Origin of the sequence: Singulisphaera sp. GP187 (assembly GCF_900129635.1) — a bacterium.
Taxonomy (GTDB): Bacteria; Planctomycetota; Planctomycetia; order Isosphaerales; family Isosphaeraceae; genus Singulisphaera.
On the sequence record NZ_FSRB01000002.1, the window covers coordinates 1,675,720 to 1,699,975 of the forward strand.

General features: G+C 62.7%; 16 protein-coding genes. 4 read left to right on the top strand and 12 right to left on the bottom strand.

Annotation, left to right across the window (positions count from 1 at the left end):
- Window positions 1–191: 191 nt before the first annotated feature.
- A complete protein-coding gene (locus tag BUS42_RS31100) occupies window positions 192–1,538 on the bottom strand; it encodes a Gfo/Idh/MocA family protein (RefSeq protein ID WP_074313575.1) in 1,347 nt (448 codons plus the stop codon).
- Between the two features lie 397 nt (window positions 1,539–1,935).
- On the opposite strand from BUS42_RS31100, the gene BUS42_RS31105 reads away from it, so the two are divergent.
- The 4 genes from BUS42_RS31105 (at window position 1,936) to BUS42_RS31120 (ending at window position 7,556) form a co-directional block, all read left to right on the top strand.
- Window positions 1,936–2,952: a sigma-70 family RNA polymerase sigma factor gene (locus tag BUS42_RS31105; protein ID WP_074313576.1), complete on the top strand. Its 1,017-nt coding sequence runs from the start codon at window positions 1,936–1,938 to the stop codon at window positions 2,950–2,952.
- A gap of 300 nt (window positions 2,953–3,252) precedes the next feature.
- Window positions 3,253–4,560, top strand: a complete 1,308-nt coding sequence (locus BUS42_RS31110) for a Gfo/Idh/MocA family oxidoreductase (RefSeq protein ID WP_074315523.1) — start codon at window positions 3,253–3,255, stop codon at window positions 4,558–4,560.
- 277 nt (window positions 4,561–4,837) lie between these two features.
- The gene (locus BUS42_RS31115; RefSeq protein WP_074313578.1) at window positions 4,838–6,262 is read left to right on the top strand and encodes a family 43 glycosylhydrolase; all 1,425 of its coding nucleotides are present in this window, start codon (window positions 4,838–4,840) and stop codon (window positions 6,260–6,262) included.
- A gap of 178 nt (window positions 6,263–6,440) precedes the next feature.
- Window positions 6,441–7,556: an endo-1,4-beta-xylanase gene (locus BUS42_RS31120; RefSeq protein WP_074313580.1), complete on the top strand. Its 1,116-nt coding sequence runs from the start codon at window positions 6,441–6,443 to the stop codon at window positions 7,554–7,556.
- Between the two features lie 138 nt (window positions 7,557–7,694).
- Here BUS42_RS31120 and BUS42_RS31125 read toward each other — a convergent pair whose 3' ends face one another.
- The 11 genes from BUS42_RS31125 to BUS42_RS31180 all read right to left on the bottom strand — a co-directional run bounded on the left by BUS42_RS31125 (window position 7,695) and on the right by BUS42_RS31180 (window position 24,234).
- Complete coding sequence (locus BUS42_RS31125; RefSeq protein ID WP_074313581.1) at window positions 7,695–8,258, bottom strand: MgtC/SapB family protein; 564 nt, start codon at window positions 8,256–8,258, stop codon at window positions 7,695–7,697.
- Between the two features lie 37 nt (window positions 8,259–8,295).
- The gene (cax, locus tag BUS42_RS31130; RefSeq protein WP_216821100.1) at window positions 8,296–9,483 is read right to left on the bottom strand and encodes a calcium/proton exchanger; all 1,188 of its coding nucleotides are present in this window, start codon (window positions 9,481–9,483) and stop codon (window positions 8,296–8,298) included.
- Window positions 9,484–9,592: 109 nt separating this feature from the next.
- Window positions 9,593–12,199 carry a bifunctional YncE family protein/alkaline phosphatase family protein gene (locus BUS42_RS31135; RefSeq protein ID WP_074313586.1) on the bottom strand — a complete coding sequence of 869 codons (2,607 nt, stop codon included), beginning with the start codon at window positions 12,197–12,199 and terminating at the stop codon, window positions 9,593–9,595.
- A gap of 184 nt (window positions 12,200–12,383) precedes the next feature.
- Entirely contained in the window at window positions 12,384–13,112 is a 729-nt protein-coding gene (locus tag BUS42_RS31140; RefSeq protein ID WP_074313588.1) for an SGNH/GDSL hydrolase family protein, read from the bottom strand.
- A gap of 200 nt (window positions 13,113–13,312) precedes the next feature.
- Window positions 13,313–15,451, bottom strand: a complete 2,139-nt coding sequence (locus tag BUS42_RS31145; protein WP_254053906.1) for a carboxypeptidase regulatory-like domain-containing protein — start codon at window positions 15,449–15,451, stop codon at window positions 13,313–13,315.
- A 50-nt stretch (window positions 15,452–15,501) separates the two neighbouring features.
- Complete coding sequence (locus BUS42_RS31150; protein WP_074313590.1) at window positions 15,502–17,130, bottom strand: sigma-70 family RNA polymerase sigma factor; 1,629 nt, start codon at window positions 17,128–17,130, stop codon at window positions 15,502–15,504.
- Window positions 17,131–17,352: 222 nt separating this feature from the next.
- Window positions 17,353–17,856: a hypothetical protein gene (locus BUS42_RS31155; protein ID WP_074313592.1), complete on the bottom strand. Its 504-nt coding sequence runs from the start codon at window positions 17,854–17,856 to the stop codon at window positions 17,353–17,355.
- Window positions 17,857–17,900: 44 nt separating this feature from the next.
- Window positions 17,901–18,167, bottom strand: coding sequence for a hypothetical protein (locus tag BUS42_RS31160; protein WP_074313594.1), 267 nt, complete (start codon window positions 18,165–18,167; stop codon window positions 17,901–17,903).
- A gap of 1,087 nt (window positions 18,168–19,254) precedes the next feature.
- Window positions 19,255–20,334 carry a leucine-rich repeat domain-containing protein gene (locus BUS42_RS31170; RefSeq protein ID WP_254053907.1) on the bottom strand — a complete coding sequence of 360 codons (1,080 nt, stop codon included), beginning with the start codon at window positions 20,332–20,334 and terminating at the stop codon, window positions 19,255–19,257.
- A 128-nt stretch (window positions 20,335–20,462) separates the two neighbouring features.
- The gene (locus tag BUS42_RS31175; RefSeq protein WP_074313597.1) at window positions 20,463–21,641 is read right to left on the bottom strand and encodes an acetate/propionate family kinase; all 1,179 of its coding nucleotides are present in this window, start codon (window positions 21,639–21,641) and stop codon (window positions 20,463–20,465) included.
- Between the two features lie 133 nt (window positions 21,642–21,774).
- Entirely contained in the window at window positions 21,775–24,234 is a 2,460-nt protein-coding gene (locus tag BUS42_RS31180; RefSeq protein ID WP_074313598.1) for a phosphoketolase family protein, read from the bottom strand.
- Window positions 24,235–24,256 lie beyond the last annotated feature (22 nt).

Below are 24,256 nucleotides of genomic sequence, written 5' to 3' on the forward strand. Positions count from 1 at the left end.
GGGGCTGAAACCGGCGAGAGCGTGCGTCACTCGACGGTAAACCGCTGTAGGACGATGATGCGGATCATCTGTTTCTGACTCTCCGCCAAAGTTCCCGATACCGAGGACAGCGGGCAAAAGGCAAAACGCCCGCTGTCCCAGGAGAAGAGGATTCAATTGACCCTTTTTTGCTGGTTGACCCTCGATGAGCTTCAGGAAACCCAGGCGGGTTCCCAGCCCTTGCGGTACGGTTTCTTGAGCATGGCGTTCGCCGTGGCATTGTTCGTGATCTTGAGCGCGCCGGCGTCCCAGCGAAGTTCCTGCTCGGGGTTGCGGATCGCGATCGAGCCGAGCAGCACGGTCTCGGTCAACGGCGCTGAGTAGTCGAAATTCGAGGTGGTTTGACCCTCGCCGCGGCAGGCGTCCGCCCAGGAAACGTAGTGGTCACGATCGGGCACGGTCTCGATCTTGAAGTCGGCGAACTGCTCTTCCGGCAGCAGCCGGGGGGCGGCGACGTGGGGGATGACCAGCGATCCCTTTTCGCCGATCAACAACGAGCCCGCGGTGGGGAGCTTGGTTCCTTCCTTGAGTCCCAGCGCCTCTTGCGGGGGGAAGTGCCCTTCCCCATCGTACCAGGTCACCTTGATCGTCTTGCCCGCGGTCCGCGCCGTGCCCGGGAATTCATACTGGACCGTGGAACGGCGGGTCCAGAGGTCGCTCGGGAGCGGAGGCGCTTCGCCTCGGATCGTGGTCGGCGCCGTCAGCTCCAGGGACTTGAAGACGGGGTCGAGGATGTGGCAGGCGAAGTCGCCGATCTGGCCCGTGCTGAAGTCCTGCCAGGCACGCCAGTTGAAGGGATGATAGATCTTTTCCTTGTACGGCCGGGTCGGCGCCACGCCGAGCCATTCATCCCAGTGCAAGGTCGCGGGGACCGGGTCGCTGCCGGTCGGGCGTTCGTCGACCAGCATCCAGATCAACGGGCCGCTCTGCCAGGAGTGGACCTCCTTGACCTTACCGATCACACCGTCGTGCACCAGCTTGACGGCCGTGCGATAGGCGGTGTGCGACTGGATCTGGTTGCCCATCTGGGTCACGACGCGGTTCTTGGCCGCCGCCAACTGCATCTGCCTGGTTTCGAAGACCGTGTGCGCCAGGGGTTTCTGGCAGAACACATGCTTGCCCAACTGCATGGCCGCCAGAGAGATTGGCGCATGCATGTGGTCAGGTGTGGAAATAATGACGGCGTCGATGTCTCGGGCCTTGTCGAGCACCTTGCGCCAGTCGGTTGCCGTCGCCGCTTTGGGGTAGTGCTTGGCCGCTCGTCCCAGGTGGTCCGGCCCCTCGTCGATGTCGCAGATCGAGACGATATCAACATAAGGACTGGCGGCGACCGACGTGTGATCCGACCAGCCCTTGCCCCAGACGCCGATCGCCGCGACGCGAAGCCGTTCGTTAGCTCCGTAGACCCGCGACCACCCGGCTGCACTCAACACGCCCACACCACCGGCGACCGCGGATCGCTCCAAGAAGCGACGACGAGAAATCGGCTTGGACATCATGGAACCCTTCTCCAAATTCGTCGAATCGAAAACGAGCGAGAGCCGAGGCTCTCTCGACTGATCGGTGGTCTGCCAGATCCACCGAATTCGGCCAAATTGGGATCAACGATCAAGTCGCTGAGACTCAAGTTTCCGACCAGGGGTTGCCCCCTTCAGTGTCGCGATATTGTTTCACAGCCGTCGAACAAAAGCGACGGGCTAACGGTCGAAGTTCGCCCTCCGAGATGGGGGCCATCATTGCCGGCTCGGATTTCCGCCAGCCGAGGGGGACGCGTCAGGAGGAGTCCTGTTTCTCCTGGCGAAAATTTCTTTTATTTTGCATTTGCGAGGCGGATTCGGGGCAATACAAGAGTAGAATGAATCGAATCGGTTCCCTCTGAGGGCATGTGTGGGGCGGATGCTCAACCAACTCAGCGACGCAAGCTTACTGGAACGCTTCGTAACCTCACGTGAGGAAGATGCGTTCGCGACGTTGGTGCAGCGGCACGGTCCCCGCGTTCTCGGAGCCTGTCGGCGGATCCTCCGCAACGAGCATGATGCTGAGGAAGTCTCCCAGGCGACGTTCCTGGTCCTGGCCCGAAAAGCGGCTGATATCCCCTGGCGCGAGTCGGTGGGGTCCTGGCTTTGTGCGGTGGCGCATCGACTGTCGCTGAACGCGCGTGCCGGTGTCTCACGCCGGACCCGGCACGAGGTCCCCGTGGCCGCCCTGGCCTCGGCCGGCTCGGACCTTGGTTACTCGTCACTGCCCGAAGAGTGCCATCCTCAGGCCGACCCGTTTGCCGAGATTGCCCGCCGCGAGTTGCGGCGGGTGCTCGATGAGGAATTGTCCTGCCTGCCTGAGAAATATCGTGCGCCGATGGTGTTGTGCTACCTGGAAGGGTTGACCAACGAGGAAGCGGCCGAGCAATTGGGGTGGCCATCCGGCTCGATGTCCCGGCGGCTGGAGCGGGCCCGCACGATTCTTCGGCAACGCCTGGCGAGCCGGGGATTATGGCTCGGGTTGCTCCTCCTCTTGACGCTGACGGTCTCTCTGAAGGCCCTGCGCGTCGCGTCACGCGACCAGGGGCAAGCCTTGGTGATGGTCCGTGAGGCGATGGCCCCGTTCAAGAGCCATCAGGACGGTGGCGAAGACCTCGAACGGCTCCTGGCCGCGATCAGCCGGTCCGACGAGTCGCTTCCCTCGCTGGATGAGGCCTTGGTGGTCGCGCGTCGCTCGACGCGGGTTGCCGAGCGGATCGAGAATTTCGATCACGGCGCGGACCGCGCGAAGTGGAATGGGTACGCCGTCGGGATGCGCCAGTCGGCCCTCGCGATGACCGAAGCCGCCGAGCGAGGCGATTCCTCCGATGTCGTGGCGGCGGCCCGCCAGTTGAATCAGCGCTGTATTCAGTGCCACGTCGCCTTCCGCCATTGATCGACCGTTTGGAATCCGCCGGTCGATCTTGGGTGCGGCTGGTGCCCGGTCGGATTGGGAGCGGCTCGGTTCGCGGTACCCTGTTGTCGCGCGGTCACCTCAGCGCTAAACTGGCCGGTGGAGATCGACTCCGCTTCCGCCCCCCTCCGCCTACCGTGCGACATCTTGGGTGCTCAGCCAACTTGGTGCGCGCAGGATTGGCGAGAGTCGATCGCTCCTGGCGGGTCGTTCGCGCTTCCCCGCTTGGAAGACGACCCCTCCGTCCCGGTCCTCTTGCGAGATCACGAAAGGGCTTCGATCATGTCCGAGCTGAACCGCAGGACCTTCCTTTCCGCGGCCGCCGGTACGGTGGCGACCGCGAGCCTGGCCGGCAGGGCCTCGGCCGAGGGGCCGAACGAGACCATCCGCGCTGCGGTGTTGGGCGTCAACAGTCGAGGCAAGGCGCACATTGAAGGCTTCACGGGGACCAAAGGGGTCAAGGTGGCCCTGCTTTGCGACCCCGATCGCGTTGTGCTCGATCAGCGGCTCAATGAGTTCGAGAAGAAACACGGCTATCGGCCCGACGGCGAGACCGACCTCCGCAAGGTCTACGACCGCAAGGACGTCGACGTCGTGAGCGTGGCGACGCCGAATCACTGGCATTCGCTGGCGACGATCTGGGCCTGCCAGGCCGGCAAGGATGTTTATGTCGAGAAGCCTGGCAGTCACAACATCTTCGAAGGCCGCAAGATGGTCGAAGCGGCCAAGAAGTACGGCCGGGTCGTCCAGCACGGGGTGCAGCTCCGCAGTTCCGAGGCGATTCAAGAGGCTGTCGATCATCTCCGGAAGGGGCTGATCGGCAAGGTCTACATGGCGCGCGGGCTCGTTTATCGCGACCGGGCATCGATCGACCATGCGAAGGACCCGGACACCGCGCCGAAGACGCTCAACTGGGATCTCTGGCAGGGCCCCGCTCAGGAGCGTGCGTTCTCCAAGCGGATCGTCCACTACAACTGGCACTGGCACTGGAACTACGGTAACGGCGACGTCGGCAACCAGGGCGTCCACGAGACCGACATGTGCCTCTGGGGCCTGGGCCTGGAGACGCTCCCCTCGTCGATCGTCGCCATGGGTGGGAAGTTCCTCTGGGATGATGATAAGGAAACCCCTGAAGTGCTCTCCAGCACTTATATGTTCCCGAACCAGAACCAGATGATCGAGTTCGAGGTCCGTCCCTGGGCCACGAACACCGAAGCCGGCGCAGGGGTTGGGAACATCTTCTACGGCTCGGACGGCTACATGGTCATCAAGGGTTATAGCACCTACGAGACCTTTCTCGGCCGCCACGGCAAGGAGGCCGGTCCCAAGGGTTCAGGCGGCGATCCCGTCGGCAAGCACTTCGCGAACTTCATCGACGCCGTTCGCAGTCGCGATGTGAAAACGCTCCACGGACCGGTCGAGACGGCCCACACCAGCTCGGGCCTGGCCCACCTCGGCAACATCGCCTACCGCGTCGGCCGTCAGCTCCACTTCGACCCGGTGACCGAGAAGTTCATCGGCGATAGCGAGGCTGATACCTTCCTGACCCGCAATTACCGCGCGCCTTACGTGGTGCCCGATCAGGTCTGATCGGCCTGAAACGCCGGGCTCTCCTCGGATGGGGTGGGTCCGGCGCACCTCCTTTTCTCCATGTATGGGATAGGCTTCAGCCTTCCGTCACCCTTGAGGGGGGGCAGGCTGAAGCCTATCCACCAAGCTCGAAATTGGCCAAGGCTATCAGCATATCTGGATATCAAGAGCTGGATTTACGGTGGGTTGTTTTCACCCTCCGAGAGAATTCTGCTCGCGTCCTCCTCCCGTCATTCGATCATCGACTCTTGTTTCATCGCCGCCGGAGCGTTCGACCATGCCGGGAGGTCTCTTCCTTCGACTCGCCGCGTTCGTCGTGATTGTGAATGTTCTGGCCCTGGAGCCGGACAAACTTGCCGCGGGTGAGGAGGTTACCGACTTTTACAACGTCGTCGCGCCGGCCGGGGCCGACCCTTGGCTCTGGTCCCAGAACGGCTGGTACTACGCCACGGTGACGACGGGTGGAAACGTCACGCTTTCCCGATCACGATCCCTCTCCAACTTGGGGGCGGCAGAGCGTAAGGTCGTCTGGACTCCATCGCCGGAGACTCCCGCCGCCAAGAATCTCTGGGCGCCCGAGCTCCACCGCCTGGAGAAGGCCTGGTACATCTATGTCGCCGCCGATGACGGCGCCAATGCGAATCATCGCATGTACGTCCTCGAAAATCTGGCGGACGATCCATTTAAAGGTGAATTTGTTTTCAAGTCAAAAATCGTCGATCCGAAGGACGATCGCTGGGCGATTGACGGCACCGTGCTCCGGGTGGGTGAACGGCTTTTCTTCGTCTGGTCGGGCTGGGAAGGGGCCGAAGACATCCAGCAGAACCTCTACATCGCGGCGATGAGCAATCCCTGGATTCTGTCCGGGGCGCGGGTCGCGATCTCCCGGCCGACCCTCCCTTGGGAAACCAAGGGCGCTCCCCCCGCGGTCAACGAAGGACCGCAGGTCCTGGTCAAGGACCGGCGGATCCACCTGATCTATTCGGCCAGCGGAAGCTGGACCGACGCCTATTGCCTGGGCCGGCTCACCGCCGATATCGATGCGGATCTCCTCGCGCCGGCGTCGTGGAAGAAGTACGAGAAACCCGTGTTCGCAAGCGTTCCTGGGGTCTATGGGCCGGGACATTGCTCGTTCACCAAGTCGCCGGACGGGCGGGAAGATTGGATCGTCTATCACTCCGCCCGCTATCGAGGGGCGGGATGGAACCGGCTGCTCCGCGCTCAGCCGTTCTCATGGGATCAGGACGGGTTCCCTCGGTTTGGGGCCCCTGCTCCGCCCGATCAACCGATCAAGGTCCCAGGTGGCGAGCCCGCCCGCCAGCGGTACGAGGCCGAAGCAGGCTCGCTGGTCGGAGCCGCACGTGTTGCGCGGCAGCCCAGTGCGTCTCGCGGGGCGAAGGTTCAGTTCCCCGGTTCCGCCGACAGCACACTCACCCTCGTGGCCACCGTCAAGGAGGCGGGCGCCTATGTCGTCTCGATCCGCTACCTCAACGCGTCGGATCGAAAATCGTCGGCGACCCAGACCTTGACGGTCGATGACGGCCCTCCCCTGCGCGTTTCCTATCTGTTCACGGGCCCCGCCGACTGGTCGAATCAGTTCGTCTCCGTCACTCTGAAGACCGGACCGAATCGCATTCGGCTGGGTCAGGGCGAGCGCATGGTCGAGATCGACTGCTTGGATATTACGCCCGGTGATCGATGAGCTTGTGGCTCCTGAAAAACGGTTGTGGCAAATTGAGCTTGTTTCGACCCGTACGATCGGCTCGAATCCCTGGAGGGCAACCCGACAAGCTCGGACTTGATCGTCGTCTTTTCCCCTGGAATTCTCTTCCTCGCCGCTGAGCAGTGGCATCCGTGAACCTGATGAGGATCTCTCTCCAATGCGTTTCCGGCTCCCCTTGTTTCTCGCCTCGACGCTTGTCATGGCACTGATCGCGACCCCAACGCACGCGGGCGAGCGCTGGTCGGTTGAAAAGGCCAACGCCTGGCAGCGCGAGCATGGCTGGCTCGTCGGCTGCAACTACGCTCCCCAAACCGCGATCAATCAACTCGAGATGTGGCAGGCCGACACGTTCGACCTCACGACGATCGATCGCGAGCTCGGCTGGGCGCAGGAGCTTGGCTTCAACAGCGTCCGGGTCTTCCTCCACGACCTGCTCTGGGAGCAGGATCGCGAGGGCCTACTCAAGCGAATGGAGCAATTCCTCGCCGTCGCGGACAAGCATAAGATCGGCGTGATGTTCGTCCCGTTCGACAGCGTCTGGGATCCGTTCCCGCGTGCGGGCAAGCAACGTGCTCCTCGCCCCCACGTTCACAACTCGGGCTGGGTGCAGAGCCCAGGCATCGAGGTCCTCAAAGATCCCGCCCGGGTCGATCAACTTGAGGGTTATGTCAAAGGAGTCATTTCCCACTTCAAGAACGACCGGCGAATTCATGCGTGGGACCTCATCAACGAACCCGACAATCCCAACAAGTCGAGCTATGGGACGAAGGAGCCCAAAGATAAGGCGGAGCTTGGGCTCCACCTCACCCGCAAGGCGTTCGAGTGGGCCCGCGCGGTCGATCCTTCGCAGCCGTTGACCTCGGGAGTCTGGCAGGGAGACTGGTCCGAAGAGAAGATGGCGCCGATCGTCCGGTTCCAACTCGAGGCTTCCGACGTGATTAGCTTCCATAGCTATGATCCGTTGCCGATGTTGGAGAAGCGGGTCGCTTCGCTCCGGCGCTATGGTCGACCTTTGCTTTGCACCGAGTACATGGCCCGTCCCAACGGTAGCACGTTCGAGGGGATTCTCCCCTACCTCAAGGAGCAGAAAATCGGCGCGTACAACTGGGGCTTCGTGGCCGGGAAGACGCAAACGCAATACCCCTGGGACTCGTGGACCCGCCAGTACACGGGCGAACCCCCCGTCTGGTTCCACGAAATCCTCCGTGGCGATGGATCCCCTTATATCGCCAAGGAAGTGGACTTCCTCAAGAATCTGAACCGAACCAATTGATCGGGGCGGCCTTGCCCTGATTTCTGCGAGGAACCGGGGAGTGGGTCATTGCCTCGGCCGTGCGCTCTCTTACGCGTGCGGCCGAGGCCGTACTCCTTGATTTTCTGAGGGATGACCGCGGCCTCGCAACGACTTCCGTCACTGTGTCGGCTGATGCGGAATCGCGTCGTCGACGTTTCCTTGTGTTTTGATGGAGTCGAGGGGCGCCGCAGCACCGTGATCGCTGGGGGCGACGTTGCGGTCGAGCCAGCGCGAGACGCCATGGAGGCTGGACAGGATGATCAAGGCCATGACCGTTCCCAGGACGGCCGAGGCTGCGTGCCCGATGCCGGCGGCGATGCCCACGGCCGCGGTGAGCCAGAGGCCGGCGGCAGTGGTCAGTCCCTTGACCTCGTGGTGATCGGCCTGTTTCAGGATCGCCCCTCCGCCGATGAAACCGATGCCGGTCGCGATCCCTTGAATGACGCGGCTCATGTCGGACACCGTTGTCCCCGCTTGCTGCGCAATCAAAACGAAGAGGGCCGCGCCCAGGGCCACGAGCATGTGCGTCCGCAGCCCCGCCGCCTTGCCCGAGCGCTGACGCTCGAATCCCAACACCCCGCCGAGCAGCGCCGCGACCGTGAGCCGGACCGCGATCCGGACGACTTGGGCCAGCTCCGGCAAATCGGAAAAATCTTTGACCACCGCCTGCCACCACCGCATTGAGTCGACCCTCCAAGGCCATAACAACGACCCACGCTCACCGGGCGCTCACCGGCAGGTGATAGAACGCCAGCCCCAAGATGATGTACACCGCGATCAGCATCGCCCCTTCCATCCAGTGACTCTCCCCGTCCTGACAGACGAGGGTCAGCACGCTGACGGCCAGTACGACCGAGATCAGCTCCAGCGGCGAGAAGTGAAGGTCGAGCGGGTGCGGGTGGCCCATGAGCATGCTGGCGAACACCAGCACCGGCGCAACGAACAAGGCAATTTGCAGGCTGCTGCCGACGGCGATATTCACCGCCAGGTCCATCTTGTTCTTCATCGCCACCAGCACGGCCGTCGAGTGCTCGGCGGCGTTGCCGACGACCGAGACCACGATCACCCCGATGAACACCTGGTTCATCCCCAGCGCCCGTCCCGCCTGCTCCACCGTGCCAACCAACAAGTGCGCCATTCCGGCCACGCCTGCCGTGGCCAGCACGAGGACGATCAGCGACGTGCGCCGACTCCATTCGGGCTGGTGGTGTTCACCCGTTGAGGGCAACTCGGTTTCCGACCCTCCGAAAAGGTGTTGATGCGTCCTGAGTGAGAAGACCAAGCTGAGCCCATAGATCACCGCGAGAATGACGGCGATTTCCTCGCTCAGGGATTCGACGCTGTGCAACTCCGTGGTGCTGAGACTGGTCCCCGCGCGGAACAAGTAATAGTAGACGGTCGGCATGATCAGGCCGATGGACGCCAGGACCAGCAGCGTCGCCCCCATGCTGGCGGCCGTGCGGTTGAACTCCTGACGCTGATGAACCAGGCCGCCGCACAGGATCGCCATGCCCAGGACAAGTAAGACGTTGCCGATGATCGAGCCGGTGATCGTGGCTTTCACCAGAGGATACATCGCCGGCCCGCGCCAGAGGATCAGCAGGGCGATGAGCAGTTCGGCCGCGTTGCCGAAGGTCGCGTTCAGGAGCCCGCCGATCCCCGCGCCCAGCGTCTCGGCGAGATTCTCCGTGGCCCGGCCCATCAGGCCCGCGAGGGGAATGACCGCCAGGCCCGAGAACAGGAAGATCGAGAGCGCGCCGGCGTGGAACAGCTCCAGCCCGAGCGCCACCGGCATGGCCAGCAGCAGCCAGGTTAACGGCTGCTTGGCGAGCCCGTGCAACGCCAGGCCCAGGCCCATGCCGGTTGGGGTGTCTGGGGGGGAGGCGCGGACCTCGTTACTGGTCATCTCAACTCCGGTGGCTTTTGGATAATCTGTTGTTTAGCATTGCATGGCTTTGTGGTATACAACCCCGGAGGGGCTGCAAAATGCGTTCATGGCTTTTCTGACTTGACAGTTAGGGCGTTTCCTCCTCAGTTCCCACGAATTTCTCCGGATAGGGGGCGCTGTCGCCTCGTGCGGCGTACCAGAGGATCCGGTTGAACGTATCCTCATCGGCCTCATCCGCCTCGTCGAGGTCCAGGGCCAGCGATTCCTTGGCCCAGTGGAGAGCCTGATCTTTGAGCTTGGCGAGCGGGGGATTCATCTCGTCGAGCTCGATGCGATTGGGCGTCAAGGTATAGGGGGTCAGGTCCGGCTCGGCTTGAAAGCAGTCGCGCATCGCCGTGGCCGACAGGTCGAGCTGATTCATCGGCGGCAGCCCGAGGATCAGCTCGATCGTTTTGACCATGCCGGTCTGATTATAGCTCGTCGAGTCGACATATTTGCGTTTGGTGTAGGGACTGACGACCAGGGCCACGGTGCGGTGGGAGTCGACATGGTCGAAGCCGGCTTGGGGGTCATCCTCAACGATGAAGAAACAGGTGTCTTTCCAGAACGAGCTCTTGCTCACGGCCTCGACCACCTGGCCGAGCGCCAGGTCGTTGTCCGCGACCATCGCCCGAGGGGTCGGTGAGCCGGGTCGAGTGCCGCTCGTATGGTCGCACGGCAGGAAGAGGTAGACGAGGTTTGGGAATTCCCCTTTCCGCTCGTATTCGGCCAACTCCTTGATGAAGAGTTTCGCCCGATAGACGTCGGGAATCGACATGACGAAGCCAGGATAGGCGGGGTGGGAGTACGGTTCGAGCGTCTTGACATTCAACTTGGCCTCGACCTTGAACTTGCCCGGACCTGTTTTGTACTCTTCGTACATGTCGGTCCAGGTCGAACCTTTGGGCGCTCCCCCCTTGACGAACTCACCGAAGTTGAAAAACGTCTTCTTGTGTTCGAGCGCATTGTCCCACAAGAAGCCGCTGGAGGCGAAGGCGAGCGGGTCGCTCCCCTCGTAGGGATAGCTGCGTGTGAAGCCGCCGAAGGCCTTTTCCAGGTAGTCGGTCACATACGCTTCGTTCACCCACTGGTGTCCGTCCGCGCTCAGGACTCCGCTGCAATAGAAGTTATCGAAGAGCGTGAATTCACGGGCCAGCTTGTGGTGGTTCGGCGTCACATCCTCGCCGAACATGACCAGGTTCGGGTCGCCGTTGCCCTCGGTCATATCGCCGAAGACCTGGTCATAGGTGCGATTCTCCTTGATCACGTAGATGACGTGCTTGAAGACCGACGGTTCGCCGTGCCGCTGGGGAACAACCACAGGCGCGGTATTCGGCCGCGGTTTTTCGAGGCCGCCCAGGCTATAGGTCAGGCGGTTGTTGGCGTTGACCTCGGCGGTCTCGTTGGCGAGTTGCTCGTCGTCGGGCACCTGGATGATCGAGACACTGCCGAGGTGGTCGTGCGAGTTCATCCCCTCGTCATCCGGACGGGGCTCGCGCTCATTCCCCTTGAGCCGACTGAGCGAGCCGACCCCCTTGATATTGGCGACGAACAGTGTCTTGCCGTCGTTCGAGACCAGCACGGCGCCGGGATACCAGCCGGTCGGGATCAGGCCCGCGAGCCGACTCTCTTGGGGGTGGGTCGTGGTGGATTTCGAGGACGACGACCGGGCGCCGAGTCGAACCACGGCGATGCAGTTGTTGGTGCCGTTGGCGACATAGAGCGTTTCGCCGCCGGGACTGAGGGCCAACGCGTTGCAGCCGCTGCCGAACGGCAATCGGCTCTCGGGTCGGCAAGAGATCGTCTCGACCACTTCGTCGGTCTCGGTCCAAATCACCGAGACCGTGTCGCTGTTGGCGTTGGCCACGTAGACGAAGCGACCCTCGGGGTCGGAGATCATGCCTGAGGGATGGAGCCCGACGTCGATCGACTTCACGTGCTGCCACATTCCGTCGGTTCGTTCCAACACGGAAACCGTTCCATGATTGGCGATCCCACGGCGGTCGACACGAGCCGCTGTCCCGGAGCTGTCAGCCTGGGGGGCGTCGGCGTTCGGAGGGTTGCCTCCCCAGTTCGTGACGTAGCAAAGGTCCGGGCTTGGGCAGCAGACCGAGTAGGGGGCGACGCCGACGTTGACGCTCTGTTCCACGTTACCGCTGGCGAGGTTGACGAGTTGAGCGGTATTGCCGCGCGTTGAGGTCACCCAGATCGCTTCGTCGGACAGGCGGGCGATCCCGGCAGGGTGCGCTGCACCTTTCACGGCCGGTTTCGCCAACTTTACCGGCTCGAGCCATGAATATTCGTCCCCGTTCATCGAGGCCGCGATTTGGACCTCATCCTTGGAGTCGGTCGCATAGACCCGCCCCTCCTGCACGAGCAGGCCCGTAACACTGAAGCCGACCCGCGACGTGAGGGTCTGCCTGATTTTACCGGTCGATGAATCAATAAAGACAAGATCTTTGAGATTTTTGACGACCAAGGTTTTCCCGGCGTCGATCAGGGCGAGGTCGACCGGCCTGCCTGGAAAAAGGACCTGAATCCCCGATGGCTTGAGGATCTGGTTGGTGGGCACGACGATGCGGCCATCCGGCTGTCGGCCGACCTTGAGCCGGTCATGTTCATCGGCCCGAGCACTCGGGGACGCGACCAGGGCGAAGACGAAAAGAGTGAGGAGCCGTCGGGGAGGAAGCGGCATGGTTTGGAGTCTCTCTGGAAGTTGCGAGGGGCGAAAGGCGACTCATCAACTTAATAGTTCAAGCAGGCTCCGCCCTGGTGCTTCAAGGGGATTCGATTGGTATTCGGAGGCTTCGGACGCTGCTTTCCCGTTGAAACCGAAAAGGTGGGCGGGGCGCCCGCGGTCCCAGGAAAATGCAGCCGATTCAGTGGGTTTTCCCACTCCGTCGATCGGTCAAGAGCGGCTGCAAGTCGCGAAGGATCTCGTCGGCGATGACGCGATGGCCTTCCTCGTTGGGGTGGCAGCCGTCGGTGGTCCACTTCATGAGCGAGACCCCGTTTTGGCGGGCGGCGGACCAGGCCGAGTAATGATCGACGAGCGGAAGTTTGCGCTCGCGAGCGATCGTTCGGGCGACCGCGACGAACGGCTCGAGGCGGAGGTTGGGGGATTCGCCGAGCCCGTTCGGTGCGGAATCGTCAGCCCAGCGCGGCGGAGTCATGAGCACCGGTTTGGCGCCGGCCTGTTCGATTCGTTCGACCAGCTCGCCGAGGTTCTTGCGGTACTGGTCGACCGTGAGTCGGCTGGCCTGCTTGCCCACGTCGATGTAGCTGTCGTTGGTGCCGTACATCAGCAGGACGACGTCGGGTCGGTTCGTCTTGAGAACCTCACTCAGCCTCGCGAGTGCCTGGTCGGTCCGTTCACCACCGATCCCCACGTTACTGATCGAGGTGGCGAAGCCACGTGCCTTGAGCGTCGACTCGAGTTGACCGCCGAAGGTCTGGGCCTGGGTGACCCCGGGACGCACCCCCTTGGTGATCGAGTCACCAAGTAAGAGAACGCGGGGCGCTGGCTCCTCGGCGTTCGTCGTGGAGCCCAGGATCGCGAGCATGAATAGGAAGGATGGGATGTGTTTGTGTGTGGGCAGGTGCTTCATCGTGGTGGCTCGTTGCGCGGTCGAGACGGCGACGCGTGCTGGAAGTTGTTGGTCCAGTCACCGTCTCTCCGGCGAGAGCACAATACAACGATTGAACGGCGATGTCGAGGAACCAGACCATGCCCGAGCGACGCTGGAGAAAAGACCGCGCGGGCGAATCCACCCCCGTTGGGGATCGCAAGGCCAAAGGGGTTAGTGCGTCACCTCACGCACGTCGCCGAGCTCCTTCGTTTCTCCCGGCTCGAGATTCTCGGCCTCGCCGACTCGGAGTCCCGTTCCATGGGGGGCGGCGACCTTGAGGACATACTCTTGACCGGGTACGAGGCCGGCGAACGAGAACCGTCCGTTGCGGTCGGTCGTCGCGTCGTGGGGGGGAGGGTTGCGGATCGGTGGAAACCTGGAGATCCCCGATAGGTAAGCATGACACTGGGGCGTGGACGGCCGTTATCGTCCACCAGACGCCCTGAGATCGTGCTCCAGGGATGGAGTTGGGCGACGAGGGGGCCGGGTTCCCCATCGCGGACGGCCAGCGAGCCGGCGAGCTGACGGCCCACGTGCTGAAACTGGACGACTCGGATGCTTCGGCCGGTCAGTCCGGTCACGGGAAACCGGGCCTTCTCACGCGACTGCCACCACCCCTGCCGCGCAAGATCGCCGGGTGCAAGGCCGCTTGCCCGGGCGCCGGCAACGGGCTGGCCGTCGGGGCCGAGGATCGTGATGGACGGCTCAGGACTGGCCGTGACGGACAGGTTACAGGTCACGACATCGGTCACGGCCTCCGGCTCGATGGAGGCGAACGCATGGCATTGGGAGGGCGATGTCGAATCGTTCAGGTTGGGGAACGGTGGACTGTCCCCCGGTTGCCTTCGCGCAACCAGGTCCGCGTGAAGGAATCGGTCCCCCACGACTTTGGCGGTGATCAACCCCGGTCCCGGGAACGCGACCACCGTATAGCGGCCGTCGTGATCGGTGGGGCGGGGTTCGGGAGAGGCGATCTCGCGTGACCGGATGGCCTTCTCATTGCCGACAGTGGGATGGGCCTCGATCAGGGCCGCCACCGGGGCTCCCGTCGCTCGGTCGGTGACCCGACCTCGGACCAGCACCCCGGGGAAGAGCGCGAAGTCGAGCTGAGTCGCCCCTGTGCCCGGACGGTTGGTGAACTCGCGTGAGCCGGGGTGGTAAGGCTGCCCGTCGGCCGGGTCGGCGCGCAGGGTGACCCGCTCACGAAGGGGTAGGCCCTCGAGCCGATACTGTCCTTGCGCGTCGGTTGTCGTTCGAATGAAGGTTCCGGGCCAGTCTGTCAGAGGGTAAAAGTGCTCCGGATCAGCGTTCCCGAAGCCGACCTGGTTCCGAATGACGACGCCCGGCAAGGGAAGTCCCGTATTACGGTCGCGGACGACCCCTTCGACAGGCCGACTCGGAGCGACCACATCCACGAAGTCCGCTGTTTGACTGATGTTCTTATGGGTCGCGGGGCCCTTGTGGGTCTGTGCACCGAACGGAACTGAGACCGGAGCGCCGGGTCGGGTTACGACGTTGAGGACGTACGTCGCAGTCTTCGGACCTTGGATCAGCAACGAGACGAGGCGTTCTCGGCCCAGGCCACTGAGCCGAAATCGCCCATCGCGTCCGGTCGTCGCCGGGGTCATCAGACGCGTCAGACCCGCCTCCATCGGCCTCGACAAGTGGCTAAACGCGCGGTAACTGGATAGGCCCGCCGCGACGTCCTTGAGCCAGGGGGAGAGGTCCCCTTCGGGCGTCTCGGCAAGTTCGAGCACTCTGGCCGTGACGCCAACCAGAGGACGCCCTTCCAGGTCGATCAAGCGGCCGGTGATCGGAACATCGTCGGGGGGGAGCGTGAGGAGGAGGCCGTCGGGTTCGCCGATCTTGAGGTCCGCGGTCCAGGCGGGCCCGTAGCCGTCGGCAAACGCCGCCACCATTGGGCCCGGTTCACCCGTTCCGACCGAACGGGATGCGGCGAAGTCGGAGCGAGCGATGGTGAAGTGGAATCGCCCGTCAGTTCCGGTCGTCGCGCGAACCGCCGGGGGGCGCTCATCGTCTGACGGCAAATTCCCTGAATAAAGGCGTGCGCCCGGGATAGGCTGCCCCTTTGTATCGAGGATCCGGCCGCCGATGTCCAGGATCTCCGGGACGGTCGTCGAGCCTTCCGCCCCGGGGGGGGCCGACGAGTCGGTCACCGCGGCCAGAAGCCGATCGTGCCCTGATTTTACCGGCTGCCCCGGGCCGATGGCTAGGATTGCGACCAGGATCAACATGGGCGAACCGACAGCGAGGACTCGAATCGGCAGGGCTGGAGCTCTGTCTCGGATCGATGGCATTGTTGAGGTCCCTTGGTCACGTCCGGGGCAGTCAAGATCTCGACATTTTGTTACGGTGCGATCGTCTCGCCGATCGCCGCGTTGTTGATGACCTCCTCGCCGTTTCGGGTGATGATCGCATGTAAGATCTTGGGGTCGATCGAACGATTGATGAACCGGGTCGATCCGTCGGCTGTCAACGCGACGAAGCCCTCTTTGAATTGGCCGCCGAGCTTGGGGAAAGGTTGGTCCGGCGCGTATTGCAAGTCTTCGGGTTTCGTCCAAGGGACGGTCGCTCCCGCTTCGACGACCATCAGCGTGCTGACCGTTCCGTCCGGAATCTCCGGGAAGGGGTTGCGACCTTCGACCAGCGCGATCCCGTTCTTCCCCTCGAAAAAGGCACGCTTGCCCGTGAACCCCTGATAATAGGTCGATTCGGTCGGCTGTGATCGATTCACGACGGGAGCGTAGACCTTGGGCCTCAGCTTCAGCAGGCCCTGGTTGTGCGGCCCGTCCCAGGGCTCATCAAGCTTAAACTGATCGTAAAGTGCCTTCTCCCCGATGAATGGCAAGATCGCCACCCGCCAGCTCAAGAGCGGTTTGCCGTTTGCGCTGTAGATGGCCGGTGGGGGGAATCGCTTGTTTGTGTCGAGATAGGCATGGATTCCACGAGCGATCTTTCGGAGGTTCGCCGCACTGCGGACGATCAATTCCGCCTCTCGGGGCTCTGCTTTGTCCGTTACGGTCGTCGGCGATTTTTGGGGAGCCGCTTCCGAGGGTTGCTCCGCGGCGGCGTCAACGCGCGGGGCGGAGCCCTGCTGCGCCACCACGGCCACGCTGCCCGCCGCGGCTCCTGCCAGGATGAGGGTGACCATCACGGTCTTGATCTTTGTGAGAAACATGGTTTTGATGACTCCTTGGGAGAGAGCGGCGACTGAGGCCGGGACCGTCCCGGCCGTCAGACCCATCGATACGCTCATTGCGATCTTGGTCGTTGAACCGGCGAGTGCGGCGGGCATGGCCGAAGCCTGGCCCGTGGCCACGGCTGTCGCCAGCACTCCGCCGGGGAGAGCCACGCCGCGGCGGCTCAACCGTCCCTTGAGGCGATCCCGAGCCCGCGAGATCCGGGCGCTCACGGTTCCGACCGGTCGCCCCAGACGCCGCGCCGCCTCTTCATGGGTCAACCCTTGCAAGTCGCAGAGCACGATCGCCGTGCGATACCGCTCGGGCAACCGGTCGATCTCCTCGTGCAGCGTCTCGATCTCTTCACGGACCGAGGGCGTGAGCTCGCGTCCACCGGCGTCGGCCGCAACCTTGGCTCCAGACATCGCCGCCTCCGCCTCACGCCTCCTCCGTCGTTCGTTCCCGGCTTTCACCTGTCGCGCGGTCCGGAGGGCGACTCCGTAGAGCCAAGGCCCGACGAGCTCGGGTTGACGCAACGAACCCGCCTTGCGGGCGAGGACGAAGAAGGCGGCCTGAAACGCGTCCTCAGCATCGTGCGGATTTCGGAGCAATCCGCGGCAGACGCCCCAGACCATCGGTCCGTGCCTGGTCACGAGCGCGGTGAAGGCAAGTTCGGCGTCCTCCCCACGACGCGTCGCGAATCGCTCGAGCAGTTGCCCGTCGGTAAGCCCCGCGGTCGCCCCACCACCGAAGAGCGTTTTGAGGGGATCGACCACGACGGAATCTCTGATCGCCATGTTCCGAGGTCTCCGAATCACTGCGAGTTCATCCCATACTCACAGGTCAGAGACCGTCTCTTGCATTTTTCTCGAAATTTAATCCTGGGAAGTCTCGTACGCCTCGGCTGGAAGTAGCAGACATGGTGCCTCCCTTGTCACGCGACATCGATCCTGGTGTCGTGACTAACAATCGCGGATGTGCCTCCTCGCGTGCCGCTACCCGACCCAATGTGTGGGCGTTTACCCGAGGTCGTAAAAGACCTCGTAGTGCCGATCGTTGATCCGTTTCCTGATGAACGTTTGAAAGTTGTCGATCAGGATCGATGAGGGACGATCACGACCGGTGCCGCTCACCACCTCCTCGGACCTCAGGGGAGTGTCGGAGAAGACGATACCGCGATAATTCCCCTTCCACCCTATGGAGGTCTTGAAGAGGACGATCATTCGCCCATCCGCTGTCCTAAAGAGATCGACGGTCCCCATCTTGGTCATCGGGCGAAGCCGAGGAGGCAAAACAACGTCAAAATGCATGCCAGGCTCGAAACGCTGCCCTCTGAATTCCCGGAGTGCTAATTCAAGATCGTTTTCGCTCAGGTGGGGTTTCTCGAGAGACGACTGGAACGCTAGGAGAACAAAAGGGGCCCACTGGATCACGAGGAGGAGGACAGGAAGTGCCGCCAAGACGATGAGGACGGCCACGAGCAAGACTCGGCGCACCTTGACCTGTGCAAGCGACTTTCGCACGGATTTCCTCTCGTTTGAGGTGACTTACAAGTGTGTTTTATGAATCATCCTTGCGACCTTCCGCCATCGTCCTTCGTCCGACTGTCCGGGCTAACTGGGAGATGCCCCCATGCCCATCCGACAAAGAACCGGCGCAATGGGGAGAATCCGTAGATCCGACGCATCGGGGCGAGCCCGAAGTAGTAGAACACCAAAAGGAGGATCGACTGCGCTGCTGCCTCTGGAGATTGGAGCAACCAGAACACGATCGCGACGATCGCGGTCGTCTCCAGGAGCCAACGAATCGTGAATCTGACACGAGGAGGTCCCATGGCCACAGGCTCCGCACGGCTCGGCTAGAACGCCTGATTCCTAACTCACTTCTTCCACCTCAGACGACTGAGCCGGCGAAGGCGTTACCAACTCAACTTCAAGCAATGCGCCCTGTAGCCAGCATGGTCGCTACATCGTCTCTTAATGCGATATTGATAACGGGTTATGGTGTTGAAGCCGCCGTAAGCACCGCTCACACACCGCCTTCGTGGCAAGAAGGGCGACCACAAAGAGGCCGCCGTCAAAGGCCAGAACGCATGGCTCAATACCACTGGGATGAAATCTTAGGCCATGGATGAGGCTGGCCATGCATGGAGAGAGAGGCCACCCTCGTCAAAAGAGAGCCTTGGAGATGGGATCCAACTCCGTGGGACGATCAACCCCCCCCGAATTCTTTTTGCCATCCGGTCGGCCTCAGGTTTGCCCAGAGCAGGATTCCGGTAAGTAGCGTAAGGAGGATGGCCGTGGTCCGATGGACCGGCTGAGGCCGTCGCGCGGTGTGAATCAAAATCAAGAACGCCACCCCGATGACGGACCAGTCGATACCGGCTGCAATGACCGCTCCCACCGGCACCGCGAGTAACCACCGCCTCGTCGTCATCCGGGGGAGTTGCATGAGCTAGCCCTGTAACACCTTGCCTCGACTTCACCCGTGTCGCCTTGCCGTCGACGTAAGTCGGGAAACGATCAATCAAAAACCGCCATTCCGTTGGTCGTAATGACTCGTTACCGTTTTTGTAACTGTAAAACAGACATGTTTTGCGTCTGTTCAAGGACGCTGTGGATGGATGCTTTTCATCCCCTCCAGACTACACTGAACGGCAGCAAGTGGCGCTGACGAAATCGCCGGTCGGGTTCCGTTCGGGGATCCCGAGGGACCGGCCTCTCTCCAGTCGATTTCTCATGGTAACACGTCCGGACCAAGCGCCCGACTGACTGAAGTCACGACCAGGCCCGATGCGGGAACCGGCTGGATGGCACTGGCCACGGGGAGAGGCTGTGAGATAACGACCTATGACAAGCCGATCGATACTACAAAAATGAACAATTGTTAAAAAATAGAGTTGTGACCTCGTCTGGAAAACCTTAACGGGCCGCCTGGTTACGCTTCATTTTTGCAATCAGCTTGGGGTAGTCAGGGTGATCGCGCAGGCTTCCCAGGCTGCCGCTCATTCGGTAGTCGCCCTCCACGCGGAGGACGTTGTCGTAGCCTTTTTCGACCGCGAGGGTCAGAGCGTCGATTGCCCGATCGGTACATTGCCGTTGCAAGGCTTGCCGGTCTGAGGTTGGCAGTTTGGGGGCAAAATAGGGAGAGAGGATCCCGATGCACTGGGCACGAGCCTCGGCGAGCTTGAGGAGGCTGATTTGGTCGTCGGCCTCGAGCGTGCAGAGCGCTTTCACCGTGGCGGTCAACTCGCTCCAGTCCTGATGGCTGGCCGTGAACCTGGCGCGGTGGACGAGCAACTCGCAAGCCACGCGGATCGGCTGTGACTGGGCAAATCCGAGGTCGTCGATCGCACGCTGGCGATTCGGATAGACCTGAAAATCTTCGTCACGGGTGATCCGAATCCCGGGGATGGCTCGTTCCAACGCCAGGACTCCGTCGTAAGTCACACGGCTGGCCGCAAGACGGAGCCCTCTCAGTTCCGTAAGGCTTTTGAGGTGAACCAGGCCGGCGTCGCTCGTGACGGTATTTCCGAGGTTCAGATCTCGGAGTCTGGTCAGCGACTTGAGGTGGATTAAACCGGCGTCGGTAATCGCCGCGCCGTTGAGTTCGAGAGATACGAGGTGACCGAGACGACCAACATGCGCCAAGGTCTGGTCATTGGCCTTGGTCCGACTCTTGGCTCGCTGAGGGATCAGATTCACATGGACGACATAGCCAACGTAGTCGACTCCGAGCCGCGCCGCCAGCCATTTCGGAGCTCGAGGCCGACCATTGGGGTTGATGATGTCTGGATTATAGTGGTCCCACTCCCAGTCGTAACTGACCGTACCACCCGCCCTCAGGATCGCGGCCACCGCGTTCCGCTGCGTCTGAACGCTCCGCACGTAGCGTCCCATCCCGAGGCCTACGAGCATGACGAGCACGATCAATCCGCGCAGGCTCAGCCGGATCCAGGGACGACGCTTTTTGGGGGCGCCAGCATCGGGAGTGGACCTCACTATGGGAGTCTCCGGTTTTGCACTCGTCCCAATCGAATCCCGTTGCCCTGCTTATGGAAACCGAGGTGCCTGGAAGGATCGCCCCTGGTTCTCTGGATCTTCTCTCAGCGGCCCGAGGGTCAATCGCATTAACCGAGCGTGCGCCGGGTGTGCTGGGCAATCATGAGCTCCTCGTTCGTCGGCACGACCCAGGCGGAGACTCCGTTCCCATCAGGTCGACTGATCCGAGGTCCGTGAGACGCATTCGCGGCGGGGTCGAGCGTCAGACCTAACCAGGTGGCACTCCGGCACACGCGTTCGCGAATATTCACGTCATTCTCACCGATCCCACCGGTAAATACCAGGGCGTCGAGTCCCCCGAGTGCGGCGGCCAGCGAGCCGAGCTCTCGGCTGATTCGGTAGGCAAAGAGTTCGATCGCCTCGTTCGCATGCGCCTGATCGCTCGCCTGGAGCTCGCGCATGTCGCTTGAGATCCCGGAAACGCCGAGCAGACCGGATTGGTGGTAGATTAAATTTTCAAGTGCGTCAGCGTTCATCCCATGCTGCTTCATGAGATAGGTCATCAAACCGGGGTCGAGCGTCCCGGCGCGGGTTCCCATTGGCAGGCCGTCCGCGGGGGTGAAGCTCATGGTTGTGGCCACACTGCGTCCGTTATGCATCGCACACAGGCTCGCCCCATTCCCGAGGTGGGCGACCACCGTCCGGCCGGCCGCGGCCGCGGGGTCGAGCTGGCGGAACGCGGAGGAAACGTACTCATAGGAGAGTCCGTGAAACCCGTACCGGCGGATCCCCTCGGCGGTGAGCCAGCGCGGCAGGGCGAAGAGCTGGGCGACGGCCGGCTGACCGCGGTGAAACGCCGTGTCGAAACAGGCCACCTGCGGCAAGTCCGGCACGTGCTCGGCCACGGCTCGGATGGCCGCCAGGCTATGAGGCTGATGGAGGGGAGCGAGGGGAACCAGTTCGTCGAGCGCGGCGAGAACGGCGGCGTCGATCCGGACCGGACCCGTGAACCGGGTCCCGCCGTGGACTACCCGGTGACCGGCCTCGACGACGTGAAGGCCCCCCAGGGCGCCTCGGCCCCACTCGAACAGGAACTCGATCGCCGCCCGATGGCCGAAGCCGGTGCCTGAGCTCCAACTCCGTTCGCCGATGACGGCTCCATTGACGTCCTTCGCCTTGAAGTGGGGGTGAGTCTCGAGGCCCTCGATCTGCCCGGAGATCAGCAGGGTTGGCGCGTCCTCGATCAGGAAGACCGAGAATTTCAGGCTCGACGAGCCCGCGTTCAGGACGACTTGGGCGTTGGCCATGAGTTTCCTCGTCGGCGGGCGGGGTCGCAAGAAAAAAGCCAAGATGAACGGCAGGTCCGGGGCGGCGAACCCGCGCCCCAGACCTCAACAAGACGTCAGACGGAACAGCTTCAGTGGCGGCGGTCCGAGGCGATCAGTACGGCCACTTCCAGTCGCGGGCCTCGGGCAGGTCGACTCCGTATTCGTGGGCGTAGTTCACGCAGGCGATCTGGAGGTTGCGGAACTTCTCCTTGGCATGCGCTCCGGTCGCCTGGAGCCGTGGGACACGGTTGATCACGTCCATCGCCAGCGTGAACCGATCGATCTGGTTCTGGATCGCCAGTTCAAGAGGTGTGTTGATGTTGCCTTTCTCCTTGTAACCCCGGACGTGCAGGTTCCCGTGGTTGGTGCGCCGATAGGTCAGGCGGTGGATCAGCCAGGGGTAGCCATGGAATGCGAAGATCACCGGTTTGTCGACCGAGAACAGGCTGTCGAAGTCCTTGTCGGAAAGGCCGTGCGGATGCTCCGTGTCGGGCTGGAGCTTGAACAGGTCGACCACGTTCACGAACCGAATCTTGAGGTCCGAGAATTCCTGACGCAGCAGGTCGACCGCGGCCAGGGCTTCCTTGGTTGGAATGTCCCCCGCGCTCGCGACCACGACGTCCGGCTCCTGGCCCTCGTCGGTGCTGGCTTGCGGCCAGATCCCGATCCCCTTGGTGCAGTGGGTGACCGCCGCGTCCATGCTCATGTATTGCAGGTGCATCTGCTTGTCGGACACGATCACATTGACATAGCCTTCGCTCTTGAGGCAATGGTTCGCGACCGAGAGGAGCGAATTCACGTCGGGTGGCAGATAAATCCGGGTGACGGCCGCGCTCTTGTTCAGGACCACGTCGAGGAACCCCGGGTCCTGGTGGGTGAACCCGTTGTGATCCTGCCGCCAGACGGTCGAGGTGATCAGCAAGTTCAAGGAGGCCACTTGCCCGCGCCACGGCAGTTGGTTGCAGATGGTCAGCCACTTGGCGTGCTGGTTGAACATCGAGTCAATCACGTGCGCGAACGCTTCGTAAGTGCTGAAGAACCCATGGCGGCCCGTGAGCAAGTAGCCTTCGAGCATTCCTTCCAAGGTGTGCTCGCTGAGCATCTCGACCACTCGGCCGTCGGGAGCGAGCTCGCCGCCGTCGGCGTCCTCGGGGAACGTCTCCTCGAGCCAAAGCTTCTGACTCGTCTCGTAGATTGCTTGGAGCTTGTTCGAGGTGGTTTCGTCCGGGCCGAAGACCCGGAAGTTGTGCATGTTCGCCTTCATCACGTCGCGAAGGAAAACCCCGAGCGGACGGCAGTTCTCGGCCTCGGTTGTGCCTGGTCGCTCGACTTCGATGCCGTACTCCTGGAAGTCGGGCATCCGCAAACCTTTTTTGAGGTTTCCGCCGTTCGCGTGCGGGTTTGACCCCATCCGCCGGAGGCCGGTAGGGGCCAGGGCTTTCAACTCGGCGCGGATGGTGCCGGCGGCGTCGAACAAGTCCTCCGGCTTGTAGCTGCGCATCCAGTTTTCCAGATGAGCGAGGCGTTCCGGGTTCTTCTTGACGTCGGCCAGCGGCACCTGGTGGGCCCGCCAAGACCCCTCCAGCTTGTGGCCGTCCACCTCGCTCGGGCAGGTCCACCCCTTGGGCGTTCGGAGGACGATCATCGGCCAACGCGGGCGGAACACCTTGCCGGACGATCGGGCCTCTTGCTGCGCCGCGCGAATGTCCGCCACGCATTTGTCGAGGGTGGCCGCCATCGCTTGGTGCATGGTGTCCGGGTCCGACCCTTCGACGAAGTAAGGGGTCCACCCGGTGCCGCGGAGGAACGACTCGAGCTCCTCGTGGCTGACCCGCGCCCAGAGGGTCGGGTTATTGATCTTGTATCCGTTGAGGTGAAGGATCGGCAGCACCGCGCCGTCACGCACCGGGTTCAAAAACTTGTTGATGTGCCAGGATGTCGCGAGCGGTCCGGTTTCCGACTCCCCATCGCCCACGACCGCGGTGACGATCAGGTCGGGGTTGTCGAAGGCGGCCCCGCACGCGTGCGAGAGGACGTAGCCGAGCTCGCCCCCCTCGTGGATCGACCCGGGCGTCTCGGGCGTGCAGTGGCTGCCGATACCACCGGGAAAGCTGAACTGCTTGAAGAACCGGTGCAGCCCCTCCTCGTCCTCGCTCTTGTCGGGGTAGATCTCCGAGTACGACCCCTCCAGGTAGGTGGGACCGAGCACCCCAGGCGCACCGTGTCCGGGGCCTGCCATGAAGATCATGTCGAGGTCGTCGCGCCGGATCAGCCGATTCAGGTGCGTGTAGATGAAGGCGAGCCCGGGGCTGGTTCCCCAGTGCCCGAGCAGTCGCTCCTTGATGTGCTCGGGCCTGAGCGGCTCGCGAAGCAGTGGGTTCGCCTTCAGGTAGATCATCCCGAGCGCCAGGTAATTGCAGGCCCGCCAAAAGGCGTGGGTGTTGACCAGTTCATCCGGGCTCAGTGGACTGCCGGAAACCGTGGACCGCGCCCGACCGAACGCGCTCAGAGAAGCGGCGCCGGCCTCCTTGGACTTAACTTTGATGAGCGGAGTTTCCGAGGACTGGGGCATGTTGCGTTCCTCATCGGTGTTG

What these genes read in the sequence shown, in the direction of transcription:
- BUS42_RS31100 (WP_074313575.1), bottom strand. Translation starts at nt 1,538, where the DNA reads ATGATGTCCAAGCCGATTTCTCGTCGTCGCTTCTTGGAGCGATCCGCG.
- BUS42_RS31105 (WP_074313576.1), top strand. Translation starts at nt 1,936, where the DNA reads ATGCTCAACCAACTCAGCGACGCAAGCTTACTGGAACGCTTCGTAACC.
- BUS42_RS31110 (WP_074315523.1), top strand. Translation starts at nt 3,253, where the DNA reads ATGTCCGAGCTGAACCGCAGGACCTTCCTTTCCGCGGCCGCCGGTACG.
- BUS42_RS31115 (WP_074313578.1), top strand. Translation starts at nt 4,838, where the DNA reads ATGCCGGGAGGTCTCTTCCTTCGACTCGCCGCGTTCGTCGTGATTGTG.
- BUS42_RS31120 (WP_074313580.1), top strand. Translation starts at nt 6,441, where the DNA reads ATGCGTTTCCGGCTCCCCTTGTTTCTCGCCTCGACGCTTGTCATGGCA.
- BUS42_RS31125 (WP_074313581.1), bottom strand. Translation starts at nt 8,258, where the DNA reads ATGCGGTGGTGGCAGGCGGTGGTCAAAGATTTTTCCGATTTGCCGGAG.
- cax (WP_216821100.1), bottom strand. Translation starts at nt 9,483, where the DNA reads ATGACCAGTAACGAGGTCCGCGCCTCCCCCCCAGACACCCCAACCGGC.
- BUS42_RS31135 (WP_074313586.1), bottom strand. Translation starts at nt 12,199, where the DNA reads ATGCCGCTTCCTCCCCGACGGCTCCTCACTCTTTTCGTCTTCGCCCTG.
- BUS42_RS31140 (WP_074313588.1), bottom strand. Translation starts at nt 13,112, where the DNA reads ATGAAGCACCTGCCCACACACAAACACATCCCATCCTTCCTATTCATG.
- BUS42_RS31145 (WP_254053906.1), bottom strand. Translation starts at nt 15,451, where the DNA reads ATGCCATCGATCCGAGACAGAGCTCCAGCCCTGCCGATTCGAGTCCTC.
- BUS42_RS31150 (WP_074313590.1), bottom strand. Translation starts at nt 17,130, where the DNA reads ATGGCGATCAGAGATTCCGTCGTGGTCGATCCCCTCAAAACGCTCTTC.
- BUS42_RS31160 (WP_074313594.1), bottom strand. Translation starts at nt 18,167, where the DNA reads ATGGGACCTCCTCGTGTCAGATTCACGATTCGTTGGCTCCTGGAGACG.
- BUS42_RS31175 (WP_074313597.1), bottom strand. Translation starts at nt 21,641, where the DNA reads ATGGCCAACGCCCAAGTCGTCCTGAACGCGGGCTCGTCGAGCCTGAAA.
- BUS42_RS31180 (WP_074313598.1), bottom strand. Translation starts at nt 24,234, where the DNA reads ATGCCCCAGTCCTCGGAAACTCCGCTCATCAAAGTTAAGTCCAAGGAG.